General features: G+C 42.3%; 17 protein-coding genes. 13 read left to right on the top strand and 4 right to left on the bottom strand.

Annotated features, from left to right (window positions below; translation table 11 throughout):
* Window positions 1–19: 19 nt before the first annotated feature.
* The 7 genes from BDE36_RS00190 to BDE36_RS00220 all read left to right on the top strand — a co-directional run bounded on the left by BDE36_RS00190 (window position 20) and on the right by BDE36_RS00220 (window position 7,042).
* Window positions 20–979: a Rossmann-fold NAD(P)-binding domain-containing protein gene (locus BDE36_RS00190; protein ID WP_128769848.1), complete on the top strand. Its 960-nt coding sequence runs from the start codon at window positions 20–22 to the stop codon at window positions 977–979.
* A gap of 81 nt (window positions 980–1,060) precedes the next feature.
* Window positions 1,061–1,849 (top strand): acetylglutamate kinase, encoded by a 789-nt coding sequence (argB, locus tag BDE36_RS00195; protein ID WP_141813283.1) that lies wholly within the window; start codon window positions 1,061–1,063, stop codon window positions 1,847–1,849.
* Between the two features lies 1 nt (window position 1,850).
* Entirely contained in the window at window positions 1,851–2,672 is an 822-nt protein-coding gene (proC, locus tag BDE36_RS00200) for a pyrroline-5-carboxylate reductase (protein ID WP_141813284.1), read from the top strand.
* Window positions 2,673–2,679: 7 nt separating this feature from the next.
* Window positions 2,680–3,741, top strand: coding sequence for a M20 family metallo-hydrolase (locus BDE36_RS00205; RefSeq protein WP_141813285.1), 1,062 nt, complete (start codon window positions 2,680–2,682; stop codon window positions 3,739–3,741).
* Complete coding sequence (locus BDE36_RS00210) at window positions 3,738–4,325, top strand: GNAT family N-acetyltransferase (protein WP_141813286.1); 588 nt, start codon at window positions 3,738–3,740, stop codon at window positions 4,323–4,325. Before BDE36_RS00205 ends, BDE36_RS00210 begins: the two co-directional genes overlap by 4 nt.
* 72 nt (window positions 4,326–4,397) lie before the next feature.
* Window positions 4,398–5,732 carry an argininosuccinate lyase gene (gene argH, locus BDE36_RS00215; protein ID WP_141813287.1) on the top strand — a complete coding sequence of 445 codons (1,335 nt, stop codon included), beginning with the start codon at window positions 4,398–4,400 and terminating at the stop codon, window positions 5,730–5,732.
* Window positions 5,733–5,785: 53 nt separating this feature from the next.
* Window positions 5,786–7,042 (top strand): pyridoxal phosphate-dependent aminotransferase, encoded by a 1,257-nt coding sequence (locus tag BDE36_RS00220; protein WP_141813288.1) that lies wholly within the window; start codon window positions 5,786–5,788, stop codon window positions 7,040–7,042.
* A 94-nt stretch (window positions 7,043–7,136) separates the two neighbouring features.
* On the opposite strand, the gene BDE36_RS00225 is transcribed toward BDE36_RS00220, so the two are convergent.
* The 3 genes from BDE36_RS00225 to rsfS all read right to left on the bottom strand — a co-directional run bounded on the left by BDE36_RS00225 (window position 7,137) and on the right by rsfS (window position 10,362).
* On the bottom strand, window positions 7,137–7,772 hold the full coding sequence (locus BDE36_RS00225; RefSeq protein ID WP_128769841.1) for a LutC/YkgG family protein: 636 nt from the start codon (window positions 7,770–7,772) through the stop codon (window positions 7,137–7,139).
* A 96-nt stretch (window positions 7,773–7,868) separates the two neighbouring features.
* Window positions 7,869–9,959, bottom strand: coding sequence for an ATP-dependent zinc metalloprotease FtsH (ftsH, locus tag BDE36_RS00230; RefSeq protein ID WP_128769840.1), 2,091 nt, complete (start codon window positions 9,957–9,959; stop codon window positions 7,869–7,871).
* Window positions 9,960–9,987: 28 nt separating this feature from the next.
* Window positions 9,988–10,362 carry a ribosome silencing factor gene (gene rsfS / locus BDE36_RS00235; RefSeq protein ID WP_128769839.1) on the bottom strand — a complete coding sequence of 125 codons (375 nt, stop codon included), beginning with the start codon at window positions 10,360–10,362 and terminating at the stop codon, window positions 9,988–9,990.
* Between the two features lie 45 nt (window positions 10,363–10,407).
* On the opposite strand from rsfS, the gene BDE36_RS00240 reads away from it, so the two are divergent.
* From BDE36_RS00240 to lpcA, 3 genes are all read left to right on the top strand, one after another.
* On the top strand, window positions 10,408–11,181 hold the full coding sequence (locus BDE36_RS00240; RefSeq protein ID WP_141813289.1) for a biotin--[acetyl-CoA-carboxylase] ligase: 774 nt from the start codon (window positions 10,408–10,410) through the stop codon (window positions 11,179–11,181).
* A 98-nt stretch (window positions 11,182–11,279) separates the two neighbouring features.
* Entirely contained in the window at window positions 11,280–12,254 is a 975-nt protein-coding gene (pfkA, locus tag BDE36_RS00245; protein WP_141813290.1) for a 6-phosphofructokinase, read from the top strand.
* A 257-nt stretch (window positions 12,255–12,511) separates the two neighbouring features.
* A complete protein-coding gene (lpcA, locus tag BDE36_RS00250) occupies window positions 12,512–13,078 on the top strand; it encodes a D-sedoheptulose 7-phosphate isomerase (protein ID WP_141813291.1) in 567 nt (188 codons plus the stop codon).
* On the opposite strand, the gene BDE36_RS00255 is transcribed toward lpcA, so the two are convergent.
* Complete coding sequence (locus tag BDE36_RS00255; RefSeq protein ID WP_141813292.1) at window positions 13,038–14,423, bottom strand: PAS domain-containing protein; 1,386 nt, start codon at window positions 14,421–14,423, stop codon at window positions 13,038–13,040. The genes lpcA and BDE36_RS00255 overlap by 41 nt on opposite strands.
* A 370-nt stretch (window positions 14,424–14,793) precedes the next feature.
* Here BDE36_RS00255 and BDE36_RS00260 point away from each other — a divergent pair, with 370 nt between their 5' ends.
* The 3 genes from BDE36_RS00260 (at window position 14,794) to trmD (ending at window position 16,763) form a co-directional block, all read left to right on the top strand.
* Window positions 14,794–15,333 carry a 30S ribosomal protein S16 gene (locus tag BDE36_RS00260; RefSeq protein ID WP_128769834.1) on the top strand — a complete coding sequence of 180 codons (540 nt, stop codon included), beginning with the start codon at window positions 14,794–14,796 and terminating at the stop codon, window positions 15,331–15,333.
* 103 nt (window positions 15,334–15,436) lie between these two features.
* Window positions 15,437–15,967 (top strand): ribosome maturation factor RimM, encoded by a 531-nt coding sequence (gene rimM / locus BDE36_RS00265; protein ID WP_128769833.1) that lies wholly within the window; start codon window positions 15,437–15,439, stop codon window positions 15,965–15,967.
* Window positions 15,968–16,088: 121 nt separating this feature from the next.
* Window positions 16,089–16,763 (top strand): tRNA (guanosine(37)-N1)-methyltransferase TrmD, encoded by a 675-nt coding sequence (trmD, locus tag BDE36_RS00270; RefSeq protein WP_128769832.1) that lies wholly within the window; start codon window positions 16,089–16,091, stop codon window positions 16,761–16,763.
* Window positions 16,764–16,797 lie beyond the last annotated feature (34 nt).

Raw genomic sequence — 16,797 nt, forward strand, 5'->3', positions numbered from 1 at the left:
TGACAAATATTAAAGAATTATGAGACTATTTACTTCAGTTAGAGATGTTACCAGCGTAAAAACATTGGTGCAGGAAGCCCTGGCATTAAAAAGCAATCCCTACGCCTTTCAGGAACTGGGAAAGAACAAAACTTTAGGTGTGATTTTCCTGAACCCGAGCCTCCGTACCCGCCTCAGCACCCAAAAAGCAGCCGCAAATCTGGGGATGAGCGTAATGGTAATGAACATAGATAAAGAAGGATGGGCCCTCGAAACACGCGATGGCGTGGTGATGGACGGAACCACCGTAGAACATATCCGTGAAGCAGCGAGAGTATTTGGTCAGTATTGTGATATCCTTGCCATCCGTGCTTTTCCTGGATTGAAAAACAGGGACGAGGATTATAATGAAGAGATCTTCAATAAGTTCATTGAATTCAGCGGAGTTCCGGTAGTAAGTCTGGAAAGCGCTACCCTGCACCCCTTACAAAGCTTCGCAGATCTGATCACTATTGAAGAACATAAAAAAACTCAAAAACCGAAGGTCGTATTGACATGGGCGCCTCATGTTAAACCTCTGCCTCAGTCGGTGCCAAATGCATTTGCCGAATGGATGTGTAAAGCACAGCAGGAAGGCCTGCTTGATTTTGTGATCACTCACCCTGAAGGCTATGAACTTGCCGGGAAATTTACAGAAGGCGCCACAATAATCCACAATCAGGACGAAGCCATAAAAGGCGCTGACTTCATATATCCTAAAAACTGGTCCGGCTATCACGATTATGGAAAAATACTTCATAATGGCGAAGGATGGATGCTAGACCTGGAGAGATTAAAAATAACTAACGGAGCGAAAGTGCTGCACTGCCTGCCTGTAAGGAGGGATTTGGAGCTTGGATCAGATATACTCGACAGCGATTCGTCGCTTGTGATCGAAGAAGCCGGAAACCGTGTCTGGGCAGCACAAACAGTATTAAAGCGGATGCTTGAGGAGTTGTAGACGATAAAAGCGGTATATAAGGCCGGAAAGAATTGAAGTAAAATAAAACAGGTTCCTTATATTCGTTCAAACTATACATTGATGGACAATCTCTATGTTATTAAAATAGGCGGAAATGTTATCGATAATTCGGAGAACCTGCATTATTTCCTAAATGACTTCGCCTCGCTGAAGGGGTATAAAGTGCTCGTGCATGGCGGAGGGAAAATCGCAACAGACCTCTCGCATACATTAGGTGTTGAACCTAAAATGGTGGAAGGACGAAGGATAACGGATATTGAAACTCTCCGGGTGGTAACGATGGTGTACGCAGGCCTGATCAATAAAAACATAGTGGCGCAGTTGCAGCGCTATCAATGCAATGCAATTGGCCTTACCGGTGCCGATGCCAATCTCATCAGAGCTACCAAACGTCCCGTAAAGGAAATCGATTATGGCTTTGTGGGCGATCTATCAGAAACCTCTGTAGAAAAGAATACTCTAAGCAAATTGCTGGAAACCGGACTTATTCCTGTATTCCCTGCTATAACTCACGATGGTGAAGGGCAGCTCCTTAATACAAATGCAGATACCATTGCATCGGCGATAGCCGTAGCCCTTTCGCACTTGTACAAGGTAAGCTTAGTATATTGCTTTGAGAAAAAAGGAGTATTAAAAGATGTGGACGATGAAGCCTCTGTAATCTCGAGTATAAGCTCTTCCGGATTCGAAACGTTAAAAGGTGATGGCATCATCGCCGGCGGGATGCTTCCCAAACTTCACAATGCCTTCCAGGCCATCAAAAGCGGGGTAAACGAAGTTTATATAGGCAAGTCAGATGAGCTGCCCCTCCTTAACGATCATTTATTTGGCACACGATTATTTGCATAAGATGGAAAATAAAAAAGGTACAATAGCTATTCTCGGAAGCGGTAATATCGGACTTTCTCTTGCTAACGGCTTAGTAAAATCGGAATACTGCACAGCAGATAACATCATTCTTACCAGAAGATCAATCCATCTTCTGAATGCAAAAGCAAAAGAAGGATTCAGGGTCACGGCCGACAATGCAGAGGCCGTTTCAGCCGCATCGGTTATTATTCTGGCAGTTCTTCCTCAGCAATTAAACGGTATGCTATCAGAAATCCAGCCCGTTATAGATCATGAAAAGCACCTCGTAATTTCTGTTATCTCAGGTGTCAGCTGTAAAGATATTAAAGCCAAGTTGGGAGAAAACGTTCAGGTAGTAAGGGTAATGCCCAATACAGCAATATCTATCGGTCAGTCTATGACCTGTATTGCATCTGACAATGCAGGCTACCTCAATATGGAAATCGTTACCGAAATGTTCGAAACTGTAGGCTCTGTAGTTCAGATCAACGAAGAATTAATGACCTCCGCCACTGCTCTTTGTGCCTGCGGGATAGCTTTCTTTCTCAGAGCGATCAGGGCAGCCTCGCAGGGAGGCGTTGAGATTGGCTTTCATGCAGAAGATGCGTTGAAAATGGCAGTACAAACGGCGAAAGGGGCAGCAGATCTCTTACTCCAGCACCATAGCCATCCAGAGCATGAAATCGATAAAGTAACCTCTCCTAAAGGCTGCACAATAGCCGGATTGAACGAAATGGAACATAACGGATTCAGCTCGTCGCTCATTAAAGGAATCAAGCTTTCCTCCATAAAAGCAGGTGGCCTCTACACTGAAGACAAATAGATTTGCTATGAAGGATGTAGTTTTGGATAAGTTTACCGGATTACTGAAGAATCTCATTGCCACTCCGTCTTTCAGCAGGGAAGAGGATAAAACGGCCGGCATACTTGATGCCTTTCTGCAGGAACACGGAATAGCTACCAGCAGGAATCACAATAACGTATGGGCAAGGAATAAACACTTTGATGCCTCCAAACCTACTATCCTTCTTAACTCCCATCATGACACGGTAAAACCGAATGCTGGATATACCCGCGATCCTTTCTATCCCCATATTGAAGATGGCAAGTTATTCGGACTTGGCAGTAATGATGCAGGAGGATGCCTGGTCGCGCTTATAGCGGCCTTCATGTACTTTTACGAGAGGAACGATCTAACGTATAATCTATGCCTTGCCGCTACGGCGGAGGAGGAGATTTCCGGAAAAAACGGCCTGGAACTCTTAGTCCCCGACCTTGGTCCTCTTGAGTTTGCTATTGTAGGCGAGCCTACGCTAACAAATCTGGCTATAGCCGAAAGAGGGTTGTTAGTGCTCGACTGTACTGTGCATGGAAAAGCTGGTCATGCCGCCCGGGAGGAAGGTGAAAATGCCATATACAAAGCAATAAAAGATATTGAATGGTTCAGAACGTTCAGGTTTCCCAAAGAATCTGAAATGTTCGGGCCCTTAAAAATGTCAGTAACCGTTATAAATGCCGGCTCTCAGCATAACGTGGTACCTGCAATATGCAACTTTACAGTTGATGTTCGGGTAACAGATACCTACAAGAATGAAGAGGTGCTGGATATTATCAGGCAGCATGTCGCCTGCGAGGTGACAGCCCGGTCTACCAGACTAAAGCCCTCCTCTATTGATAAGGATCATCCGATTGTACGGGCTGGTGTAGCGCTTGGGAAAACTACTTACGGATCTCCAACTACCAGCGACCAGGCCTTGCTGAGTATCCCCTCGGTAAAGATAGGGCCAGGCGATTCGGCGCGTTCGCATACTGCTGACGAATTTATTTATGTGAACGAAATAAAGGAAGGTATTGAAGTGTATATTAAATTATTGGAAGAAGTGATATTATGAGGCCTTTGTTAAAGTCTGCTCTCACTAATGCTAAAGTAATTCTCCGACCTCTCGACGCAAAAGATGAGCCCCTGCTAAGACCCATAGCCGCTGAAAAAGAGCTTTGGGAGTATGGTCTTTCCGATCTCTCGCTGCCAGGAAAACTTAGGCGTTATATTGAGAAAGCGCTTCAAGCAAGAGATGAAGGCACCTGTGCGGTATGGACGATCATAGATAGATCATCCGGGAATGTCGCAGGCTGTACAAGACTCGGAGAGATTTCCTGGGATGACGAGCGCGGACAGATAGGATGGACCTGGATAGGAAAAGACTTCCAGGGAACAGGGCTTAATAGGGCCGCTAAATATGAGATCCTCCGATTCGGGTTTGAAGTGCTGCGGCTAAACCGCATTGAACTAAAAGCCGACGAACGGAATATACGCTCCCGTAAAGCCATTCTTAACATCGGCGCTATTGAAGAAGGGACTTTAAGACAACATATGAAAACACATGACGGATTTCTGCGAAACACCGTATTTTACAGTATTTTGCGCTCTGAATGGCAGCATGTGAAAGAGGAGTTCTTCGGCGATCTAGATCTCTGAAGTAATCATTATTCTTAAGACATAAATAATACACGACTTGCGGTGGCCCTGCATGTCCAATCATAAATCAAAATGAAGCTTTGGCAAAAAGATAAAGAAGTATCGAAATCGGTAGAGCAGTTTACAGTAGGTCACGACAGGGAACTTGATCTGTTCCTTGCCGCTGCAGACGTGCTTGGTTCTCTGGCACACACAAAAATGCTGGCTAGCATCAATTTACTGGAAGAATCAGACCTTGTTCTGATCCAGAAAGAACTTAAGGTGATTTACAGGGATATTGAGGCTGGAAAGTTTTCGATTGAGGATGGGGTAGAAGATGTTCATTCCCAGGTGGAGCTGCTCCTTACCCAGCGTATCGGCGAGGCGGGCAAGAAGATCCATAGCGGCCGCTCGCGTAATGACCAGGTTCTTGTAGACCTCAAACTCTTTTTCCGGTCGGAGATAAAACATCTGACTGATAATATCGAAGTACTTTTTAAGCAGTTAATTAATCAGAGTGAAGAGCATAAAGATAAATTGCTTCCTGGTTATACACATCTTCAGATTGCCATGCCATCATCCTTTGGCCTTTGGTTTGGTGCCTATGCCGAAAGCCTGGCTGATGATATGGAATTACTACTGGCTGCCTGGAAAATTTGCAATAAAAACCCGCTGGGTTCAGCCGCCGGTTATGGCTCGTCCTTCCCTTTAAACCGTACAATGACAACGGAATTATTAGGCTTCGACAGCCTGAATTATAACGTGGTATATGCACAAATGGGAAGAGGAAAGACGGAAAGGATAATAGCTCAGGCCATGTCGTCGGTAGCAGCAACCCTTGCAAAACTTGCTATGGATGCGTGCCTGTTTATTAATCAGAACTTCGGCTTTATAAGCTTCCCCGACGAACTTACAACGGGGTCGAGTATAATGCCTCATAAGAAGAATCCCGATGTATTTGAACTGATACGTTCGAGATGCAATAAGATACAGGCACTTCCTACGGAAATAGCGATGATGACGGTTAATTTGCCTTCTGGCTACCATCGGGACCTACAGCTGTTGAAAGAAAACCTCTTCCCGGCGTTCCTCTCTCTAAATGAGTGCCTTGAAATGACCGCATATATGCTGCAGAATATCCGGATAAAAGAAGACATCCTCAAAGATCCAAAGTATGCCTACCTTTTCAGTGTAGAGGCTGTAAATGAGGAGGTGCTTAAAGGAATGCCTTTCAGGGAAGCATATAAGAAAATAGGGGCGGAAATCGAACGCGGCGAGTTTAAGGCCCCTGCTTCTGTACGTCATACCCATGAAGGAAGCGTCGGAAATCTTTGTAACCATGAGATTAGCTCAGCCTTCCAAAATACACTGTCGGCGTTCAATTTTAAAAAAGTAGAAGATGCCCTGAATAGTCTGGTTTCCGGGTAGCGGAACACCGGTATATATCAAAGTTTTATTAAGTTTGACAAAAAGAAAATAGAATGAGCGTTTCACGTCTGGCAAAAAATTTAAAAGGTTCTGAAATTATTAAGATCGCAGGAGAGATTAATGAGTTAAAAAAGCAGGGGCAAAAAATTGCAAATCTAACGATCGGCGATTTTGACTCAACGATATTTCCAATACCTTCCGAGCTAAAAGAAGGTATAAAAAAAGCATACGACGAATATCAAACCAATTATCCGCCTGCCGACGGAATACCTGCGCTCAGGGAGAGCGTAAGCCTCTTTTTGAAAAACCGGTATTCATTAACTATCGACACAAAGGAAATTCAGATTTCAAGCGGCTCGAGGCCATTGATTTATGCAACGTATCTTGCACTGGTTGACCCGGGAGATAAAGTAATATATCCGGCGCCTTCCTGGAATAATAACCATTATTGTGATCTTACCGGTGCGGAAGGTGTTGCTGTTGCTACCACCGCTGAAAATAATTTCATGCCTACGGCAGACGACCTGCGGCCTCATATAAGCGACGCCACCCTGCTGGCACTTTGTTCGCCCCTAAACCCAACAGGAACGATGTTCTCAAAAAACGACCTTGAGGGTATCTGCGACCTTGTACTGGAGGAGAACAAAAGAAGAGGCACCGATCAGAAACCACTTTATATCCTTTACGACCAGATCTATTCGATGCTTACTTTCGGTAAGCACGAACACTATAATCCGGTTACGTTACGCCCTGAAATCAAGGACTATGTCATTTACATTGATGGTGCCTCAAAATGCTTCGCGTCAACCGGCGTAAGGGTTGGATGGGGATTCGGTCCTGAAAAGGTGATAGACAAAATGCGAACAGTGATCATGCACATGGGTGCCTGGGCGCCTAAGCCCGAACAGGTTGCAATGGCTGCTTTCATCAGGGATAACACTGCAGTTGATAATTATCTTTCTGCATTCAAACAGAGAATTCAGGAAAGCCTCACAACGCTTTATGATTCATTTAAGCAGCTTAAGGCTGAAGGCTTTAATGTCGATGCCATAGAACCTATGGGCGCTATTTATCTGACTGTTAAGATTGATTATACTGGAAAAACAACGCCGGATGGACGCCTGCTAAAAAACAGTGATGATATTAACTTCTACCTGATAAACGAAGCAAAAGCGGCCTTTGTGCCATTTTCTGCGTTCGGAACGGACAATTCAGTAAACTGGTTCAGGGCCTCCGTAGGAGGTTGCTCACTTGAAGATATAAAAAGTATGCTGCCCAGGATTAAAGAGGCGCTAACGAAATTGAGTTAAGTATTGAGAGTTGAAAGTTTAGAGTTGAAAGTTAAAGGTTTAAAGTAACTTTGAACCCTCAACTTTCAACTTTGAACCCTCAACTTTCAGCTCCTCATCCTTCCAATAAAAACACGATCAGTTCTTTAGGGCCATGGGCTCCGAGAACGAGCGTTTTTTCAATATCAGCAGTCCTGCTAGGTCCTGTTACTATCGACACCATAGAAGGAATATCTGAGCTATATCTGGCTTTTAACTGTTTAATTGCATCTTTAACGTCGAGCACCAATTGCGATGTATAAGCAACCACAATATGATGGGGGGGATAAATGCTTAAACGGCGGCCGGCGGCGTTACCATTCGAAAGCATGATACTTCCGTTTCGGGCTATCAGTGACTCACATAATGTAATACCAACCTCTGCCTGCATAAAATCGGTATTCGTACTGTAAAACGGAAACTCAAAATGAGAGAGTAATTCCTGGAGCGGCGGCTCCCAGCAATATATCTTCCGCCAGGCTTTCTCGTCGGCCAAAGTAAGCAGGTTCTCTATAAACTGGATTTCATCCTCGCAAAAAACAAACTTTCCCGCAACAAGACTAAGCTGCTCCGCAAACAGCACTTCCAGATACCCGTCGTACTCTTCGTATAAAGGAGCTTCTTCAAGATTTGGATACGGACTGTCGCGCTTTTCAAGCAGCGCTTTCCGTATTTTTTTAAGCATTTTTTCTTTTGAAGTAGTATCTTTCATTTTTAGCTCCTGATTGCAAAAATCGTATATAAGAAATACAGTTCAAAGAAAAAGCCCCGGTTTTCGGGGCTTTTTACTTTAAATATTATCTAACTCTTATTCTTCCTGTGGTTCTCCGCTGCGCAAAGGCTCTGTTGAGTCACCTACAGGCTCGGGATGAAGGTTTTCAGCCACTACAGTTTGATTTCCGCTATCGTCGCCGTTAACGAATTCATCGTAAGTAGTACGCTGATTAAACGGCCGTTTTCCAAGGATTTCCTCAAGATCACTCTGGAAAAGAATTTCCTTTTCGAGCAGTTTATTAGCCAATTTCTCCAGGCCTTCACGTTTATCAATAAGCAATTGCTTTGTACGGTCGTAAACCGAACCAATTAACGTGCGGACTTCAACATCAATAAGCTCAGCGGTTTTTTCCGAGTAAGGCTTATTGAACTGGTCCTGTTGATCATTGAACGAGATATTTCCAACCTTAGGATTCATTCCGTACATGGTGATCATTGCGTATGATAGCTTAGTAATACGTTCCAGGTCATTCTGTGCTCCGGTAGAAATCTTACTGAAAACAATGTCTTCCGCAACGCGACCGCCCATTGTCATACACATACCGTCAATAAGCTGTTCCGTAGTATAAAGGAACTGCTCCTTAGGTAAATATTGAGCATAGCCTAAAGCGGCCACACCACGCGGTATAATGGAAACTTTTACCAAAGGATCGGCATGTTCCAAAAACCAGCCGGCAATAGCATGTCCTGCCTCGTGATAGGCAACAATCCGCTTTTCCTCCGGTGATATAATCTTGTTCTTTTTCTCCAAACCTCCGATCACACGGTCGATAGCATCCTGAAAGTCATGCATATCTACCGATTCTTTATTCCTTCTGGCAGCAATCAGGGCCGCTTCATTACACACGTTTGCAATCTCGGCGCCTGCAAAACCAGGAGTCTGAGCAGAAAGCTTTTTAGGATCTACTTCTTCCGCAAGTTTTATCGGCTTAAGGTGAACCTTAAATATTTGCTCGCGGCCAATTAAGTCTGGCTTATCAATAGAAATTTGCCTGTCAAAACGTCCGGGACGTAATAACGCCGTGTCAAGAACGTCGGGGCGGTTTGTTGCGGCAAGAATAATAATCCCCGAATCAGTACCAAACCCATCCATCTCAACCAACAGCTGATTTAGAGTATTCTCGCGTTCATCGTTACCTCCTACAATGTTATTCTTACCTCTGGCACGGCCAATGGCATCTATCTCGTCAATAAAGATGATACATGGAGCTTTGTCCTTTGCCTGACGGAATAAATCCCTCACTCTTGAGGCACCTACACCGACGAACATCTCAACGAAATCAGATCCTGACAATGAGAAGAAAGGAACCTGTGCTTCACCTGCAACCGCTTTCGCGAGCAAAGTTTTACCAGTACCCGGAGACCCAACCAGCAATGCTCCTTTAGGTATCTTACCGCCGAGATTGGTATATTTCTTAGGATTCTTCAGGAAATCTACAATTTCCATTACTTCCTGTTTTGCCTCCTCAAGTCCGGCTACATCATTAAAGGTTACCGACACCTGCGATTCTTTATCAAAAAGAGTAGCCTTCGATTTTCCTATATTGAAGATCTGTCCGCCGGCTCCACCACCAGCTCCGCCACCCATCCGGCGCATAATAAATATCCAGAACCCGATCAGCAGAAGTACTGGCAGAATAATAGACATAAACCAGCTCGCCCAGAAATTCTCTCTGGTATCAGGAATCACCGGGGTTCTCTGGTTAGGCGGCAAGTCCTTTTCTGCCTCTCGTAATTTAGCCTCAAGAGCATCGAACGACCCGTCAGTAAACTTATACTGTGGACCATTTGCCGGCGACATACTGAAGTTATCGGGAGTACGAACATCCTTATATTTAGGATCTTTTAATCTATCCTTTTTAATGTACACCTCCGCTACAATCAAATCATTGCTCTTGTAAGCTACAATCTTTTCGACATCGCGTGGTCTTAACATTTCAGTTTCAAACTTCTGATAACTGATCTGCGTTATGTTCGAACTGTTAAACAGATACTGAACCGCAAATAATCCTATGATAATTGCAGCATAAAGCCACATAATATTGAAGCGCGGAGGCTTAGGAACTATTTTTTTTCCGGTCTTCTTTCTGTAATTCTTTTTATTCTCGGTATCTATATCTTTCATTTTTTATCTTGATCATTAAACCTGCTTATCAGGCACTCTGATAATATTTCATTTCGGCATCACCCCACAACTCTTCTATTCCATAGAACTGGCGTTTATCTGTCTTGAAAACATGTACTACCACATCAACATAGTCAAGGAGTATCCATTCTGCATGTTCCTGCCCCTCAATCCGGAAAGGCCATTGACCCGCCGCTTTGTAGACTTCCTCTTCCACACTTCGTGCTATTGCTTTAACCTGAGTTGCTGATTCGGCATGGCAAACTACAAAATAATCTGCAACCGAACTATGTATATTTCTTAAATCGAGTCGTACGATTTCATTTCCTTTCTTTTCTTGAATTCCGTGTATTACAAGTTCAGAAATGTAGGTAGATTCATTAATAACTTTGTTTTTTACCATTAAAAAAAATTAGTTTTGGATGAAATTAATTAGTATCCTTCTATTTTGCAAAATAACACTTTTTCGAGATTATTTGCCGGGCAAAAAATAATTGCCTTACAGCGGGTTGATTCAACTAATAATTATTTAAAGAACTTATTGTCAAAATCCAAGCCATTAACTGAAGGTACTGTAATAATGGCAGAAGAACAATTTGACGGACGGGGCCAGTTTAATAATAAATGGCTTAGTGAACCGGGTAAAAACTTAACGTTTAGTCTTCTTTTATATCCTTCTTTCATTAGTCCCAATAGTCAATTCCTCCTTAACATAGCTGTAAGTATAGCTATTAACGATGTATTAACCGGAATTATTGGGCAAGAGTGCAAAATTAAATGGCCAAACGACATTATCTTTGGAAACAACAAGCTGGGAGGTGTTTTAATAGAAAACATTTTAAGCGGCAAGCAATGGAAGTATGCCGTTATAGGAATTGGGATTAATGTTAATCAAACGAGTTTCTCCGAATCTATCAAAAATGTTACCTCGCTCAAAAAAATCACTGGTGCCTCTTATCCGCTAAACAACCTCCTGGCAGAATTATGTGCAGCAATAGAAACAAGATACCGGGAGCTTAGGGATAATCAATGTGCACAACACTACGGCAGGTATGTTTCAAATCTTTACCGTTTAAATGAACCTCATAAATTTATAACAGGCGAATCTGAAGTAATTGGTAAAATAACGGGCGTCGACCAGGGTGGCCGCCTGTTAGTAAAAGTGGGTGATGATATACATTCTTATGGACTAAAGGAAATCAGCTATGTGCAGGAACCTTAGCAGAAAGTTAAAAATGATATTTGAAACCATTTTTAACATAACATATTTATATAAACTGAATAAACAGCCGTATATTATTGCGTTTTAAAAAATCAATTATGAATAAAATTAAAACTATAGGTGTTTTCACATCGGGCGGCGATGCTCCCGGAATGAATGCTGCTATCAGGGCTATTGTAAGAACGGCATTATATTATAATATCAACGTAACCGGAATTATGAGGGGTTATGAGGGCATGATCAGCGGTGAGTTTATTCCAATGAGCCGAAAGTCTGTTGCTAATATTATCCAACGAGGCGGTACTATTTTAAAAACGGCCAGAAGTGAGGCTTTCAGAACAAAAGAGGGCCGAAAAGAAGCATTCGAACAGTTAAAACAGCACAATATAGATGCCCTGGTAGCGATCGGCGGCGAAGGCACTTTCACCGGTGCTAATCTTTTCATAAAAGAGTTTAATATCCCTGTCATCGGACTGCCGGGAACCATTGATAACGACCTTTTAGGAACGGACTTTACCATAGGCTATGATACCGCTATAAATACTGTAATTGATGCTGTTGATAAAATAAGAGATACTGCAGAGTCGCACGACCGTCTGTTTATCGTAGAAGTAATGGGGAGAGATTCCGGCCTTATAGCCCTGCGAAGCGGCATTGGGGTGGGAGCTGAAGCAATACTGATACCTGAATCGAAGACAGATATAGACGCTTTATTCAAACGTCTGGAGGAAAGTCGCTCAGATAAATCTTCAAAAATTATTATCGTTGCAGAAGGAGATGAGATCGGGGGTTTTGAAATCACAGAAATGATTAAAGAAAAATTTCCAAAATACGATACCCGTTTGTCTATCCTCGGTCATATTCAAAGAGGTGGGAAGCCGAGCTGCATGGACAGGGTTTTAGCGAGCCGGCTTGGAGTGGCCGCCGTGGAAGCACTTTTAAACGGACGAAAGGGGGCAATGGTGGGCTTAATTAATAACAACATTCACTATACTCCTTTTTACAATGCTATTAAACACTTGTCGGAAGCCGATCCCAATCTGTTGAAAATTGTCAATATATTATCTTTGTAACGGGTGCAGACTTGCTGCTTAAAAGGAATTGTCCGTCACTTACTTATAGTTACCGGACTGCTCATATTAAGCAATAAAAAGAAGGCAAATTTTTGAAAGAAATCATGCGGCCTGGCGCAGGTAAAGACCGAATTCGGTATTAAAAGAGAAGAAAGATTCAGAACGATTGGCAAGACCATCCCGATATCTTTCGCCAACGGTGCAAAGCTTAAAGAATAAAATAAGGGTTGCAATACACCCTTTCAGAATCAATATAAATGGAATCAATTAAACAGCATTTTTTAGAAGCACAGAGTGTTATTAATAAGTTTTTGTCCGACGACGAAAATTTCAGGAAAATAGAAGAAGCAGGAAGGATTTTAACTGAATCGATAAAAAAAGGCAATAAAATTATATCATGCGGAAATGGAGGATCAATGTGCGATGCAATGCATTTTGCTGAAGAACTCTCGGGCCGTTACAGAAACGACCGCAGAGCACTTGCAGCCATCTCCATTTCAGATCCATCTCATATTTCGTGCGTTGGAAATGACTACGGATACCCTTACATTTTTTCAAGAATGGTTGAAGCCATTGGACAGCCCGGGGATGTTTTGTTTGGAATAAGCACCAGCGGCAACTCAGAAAATGTACTAAACGCCATTGAAGCCGCTAAGAATAAAGGAATGAAAGTGATAGGGCTAACAGGAAAAGATGGAGGCAAAATGGCATCACTTTGCGACGTCGAAGTACGCGCACCCAAGTCTGCCTATGCCGACCGCGCACAGGAAATCCACATAAAAGTTATTCATAGTCTGATAGATTTTGTGGAGAGGAATATATAGCCTCATTATCAACCTGTATGGAATAGCTTTTCTCGACTATTTTATGAATGACTGTATCTAATTCATTGGTAACTTTCTGAATAAGGCTAATCACATCACTGTTAAAGGGATCTGACAAATTATCCTTGTTAAAAAGATTCACGAGGCCTGTCAAAGAAGTGACGGGCCCTCGTATTTCATGAGAAGCCAACGAGACAATTTCCTTTAATTCGGTGTTCTGCAATATCATTCTTTTCTCCGCATCGAGTCGTTTTTGGATATCCCGTCCTACGCAAACTACCCCTATAACTTTATCTTCGTTAACAATAGGACGCATTCTTATTTCAAAAGTACTCCCCTTAACCGCAGACGACACATTGATAAAAACAACGCTCTCTCCTCTCAGCACCCTGCTGTAATAACCCTTCCATTTATCAATTGACTCGTCACCTGATCTGGGTTGAAGAACCGACTCTCCGGGCATTAATTTCCGGTTAAAGGCCATAGTTGTAAGTCTCTCAAAAGACGCATTTGCAGATATTAGCCTATAATCCTGATCAACCGACCAGATAAGATCGTTTATATTATTAATTAAAGTATCAAGGTTCCTCTTCGCTATAATTATCTCTTCCTTGTTTTTCACTTCCGCAGTAACATCATGTATCATTACCAGCTCTGCTTTCTTCCCCTCGTATTCTATCCCGTGTCCCGAAATATTCACGTACATAATCTTTCCGGCCCTGTTGATATGTCTCCAGCCTTCAGACTGATAAAACCGGTTTTTCACTTTTTTTACTTCGGAAACAAGTTTCGAAACATCCTCCCGTGGCCGGATATCTGCTATAGTCATTTTAAGAAATTCTTCTTCAGAATATCCGTATTTTTCAATGGTAGCATGATTAACAGCGAGAAACTTTAAAGTCTTGATATCATATATCCATAAAGGATTGGGGTTATTGACAAAAAAGTACCTGTAAATATATTCAGAGCGAGCCATCTCCAGCTCTTTTTCCTTTCTGGTTGTAATATCCGATGTGATTCCAACAATCATAGTCACATTCTGATTGTCATCCAGAACCGGCGTTTTCTTATCAGAAAGCCATTTAGTTATGCCGTTAACAATTATGCGGAATTCTATTTCCACACTCTCACCATTATATACTTTTTCAGTTTCCCTCTTTACAAGATAATAATCATCCGGATGCACAAGCCTTCTCCATGCAAAAGGAGCTCTCTCCAGTTCGTCAAGCGAAAGTTCATATAGGTTAGCAAAACGCTCGTTAAGATACTCGAACTTTTGATTCGCGACATCAAAACTCCATATGGCGTCTTTTACATAAGCGAGGGTCTTACATTGGTTTTTCATGATTATTCAATTTCCACTTATCGGTTCTAAAGGCCAAAATAGATGTTTAGGCTTATAATTCTATTATTAATTTCTAAAAAGAATCATTATTAACAAAGCTTATCTAAAATTGCTTCGGTACAATTTAAAATAAAAATCTTCAAAGTCACAAGAAAATCGAAAGGCGACGTTTTTGACACCGCAATCTTCCAGATGAAAGGCTCTTGAAACAATCCACCCAACCTCAATTATCTCTAAAAACACCAATACATTTACGCATGAACTACTAATTAACAGATTATTATAATCTTATAATCATAATTACTATCTTTGCAGCCCCGCAGAAGGAGACTCCGGGAACTATGTTGAATACATAAATTTAAAAATTAAAATGGCAACTAAAATTAGATTGCAAAGACACGGTAAAAAGGGAAAACCTTTTTATTACGTAGTGGTGGCAGATTCACGTGCTCCGAGAGATGGTCGTTTCATTGAGCGTTTAGGTTCTTACAATCCTAACACGAACCCTGCAACAATAGAAATCAATTTCGAAAAAGCATTAGACTGGATGAACAAAGGTGCACAGCCTACTGACACCTGCCGCGCTATCCTTTCTTACAAAGGTATTCTTTACAAAAAGCATCTTGAAGGTGGTGTAAAGAAAGGTGCACTTACAGAAGAACAGGCAGAAGCCAAGTTCAATGAATGGGTACAAAGCAAAGAAGCAAAAGTTCAGGGCAAAAAAGAAGGATTAACTTCTTCTAAAGAAGAAGCCCGTAAAGCCGCCTTAGCTGCTGAAGCTAAGAAGAAGGCTGACAGAGCTGCTGCTATCGCCGCAAAAAATACTCCTCCGGCAGAAGAAGTAGCTGCTGAAGAAGAAGCTCCTGAAGCCGCTGCAGAAGATGCTCCGGCAGCAGAAAACGCTGAATAAACTTATTTAAATCGCTTCTATGTCATCCCGGCAGATGTAAAAGGTATTCTTACAGATACTTTTACGCTAACAGGGATGACATTTTTATTTGACGTAATTTTCTATGGGCATTGAAGATAGCTTTTATATCGGGTACATTACCAAAACCAAAGGTCTTAAGGGTGAAGTACAGGTTTATTTCGAATTTAAGGATTTTGAAGACCTGGAATTTGATTCTGTGCTGTTAGAGATCAGCGGAAAACTTATTCCTTTCTTTATCTCATCGTACAAACTTCAATCAAATAGTACCGGTTATTTTTTCTTTGAAGATGTAGATTCAATTGAAAAAGCCGAAAAGCTCGTCAGAAAGAAAATTTATCTTCCGAACTCTAAAAAGCCAGAACGTGCAGATGATGAATTCTTTTACACCGATCTGGTGGGCTTCATTGTTCACGATGAAAAGCTGGGAGAGTTAGGTGAGATAACCGACGTACATGAATACCCCCAGCAGTTCATAGCGGTAGTGCCCTATAAATTCCGCGAAATCATGTTTCCCCTGAATGAAGATATCATTCTGGCCATTGATGAAGAGGAAGGAGTACTGGAGGTTAGGCTTCCCGAGGGTTTAGTAGACATATATACATCAGATCTCTGATTCTAATTTTTGACCCCGGCTCTTTTTTGTAGTTCCTATTTCTTGATACTTGTATCTTGATTCTTGACACTTGATTGCACGTTAATTCTTGATTCTTAATTCAGTGCTCTATCTTTGACCGATGCGATTTGACATTATAACTGTACTTCCAGGTCTGCTTGAGAGCCCTTTTGCTCACTCCATTTTACAGAGAGCGCAAAAAAAAGGTCTTTCCGAAATAGTAGTTCATAACCTTAGAGATTATTCGCTCAATAAGCATAAAAACGTCGACGACTACCCATTCGGCGGGGGGAGTGGCATGGTAATGTCAATCGAACCTTTTGCGGCTTGCATTGAAAAACTAAAGGGCGAAAGAGAGTACGATGAGGTCATTTTTATGACCCCTGACGGAGAAACCCTCAACCAATCTATCGCCAATCATCTATCAACGAAAAAGAACATTATTATTCTATGCGGGCATTATAAAGGCATTGACCAGCGCATCAGGGACATATTTGTTACACGTGAGATCTCAATAGGTGACTACGTCCTTTCGGGAGGAGAGCTACCCGCGGCCGTTTTGGTAGATGCTATCGTTCGGCTGATACCAGGGGTGCTTTCGGATGAAACGTCTGCCCTCTCCGATTCATTCCAGGGAGACTTGCTGGATGCACCAGTCTACACACGACCAGCGGAATGGCGTGGCATTAAAGTCCCCGATATCCTAATTAGTGGCAATAAGGCTAAGATAGAGGAGTGGAGATATGAACAGTCCCTGGAGCGTACCAGGCAACGGCGTCCCGATCTGCTTAAGTAAAGTAATCAGCGGAAATTTCTGCCACACAGTAATA

This window comes from Arcticibacter tournemirensis (assembly GCF_006716645.1).
GTDB lineage: Bacteria > Bacteroidota > Bacteroidia > Sphingobacteriales > Sphingobacteriaceae > Arcticibacter > Arcticibacter tournemirensis.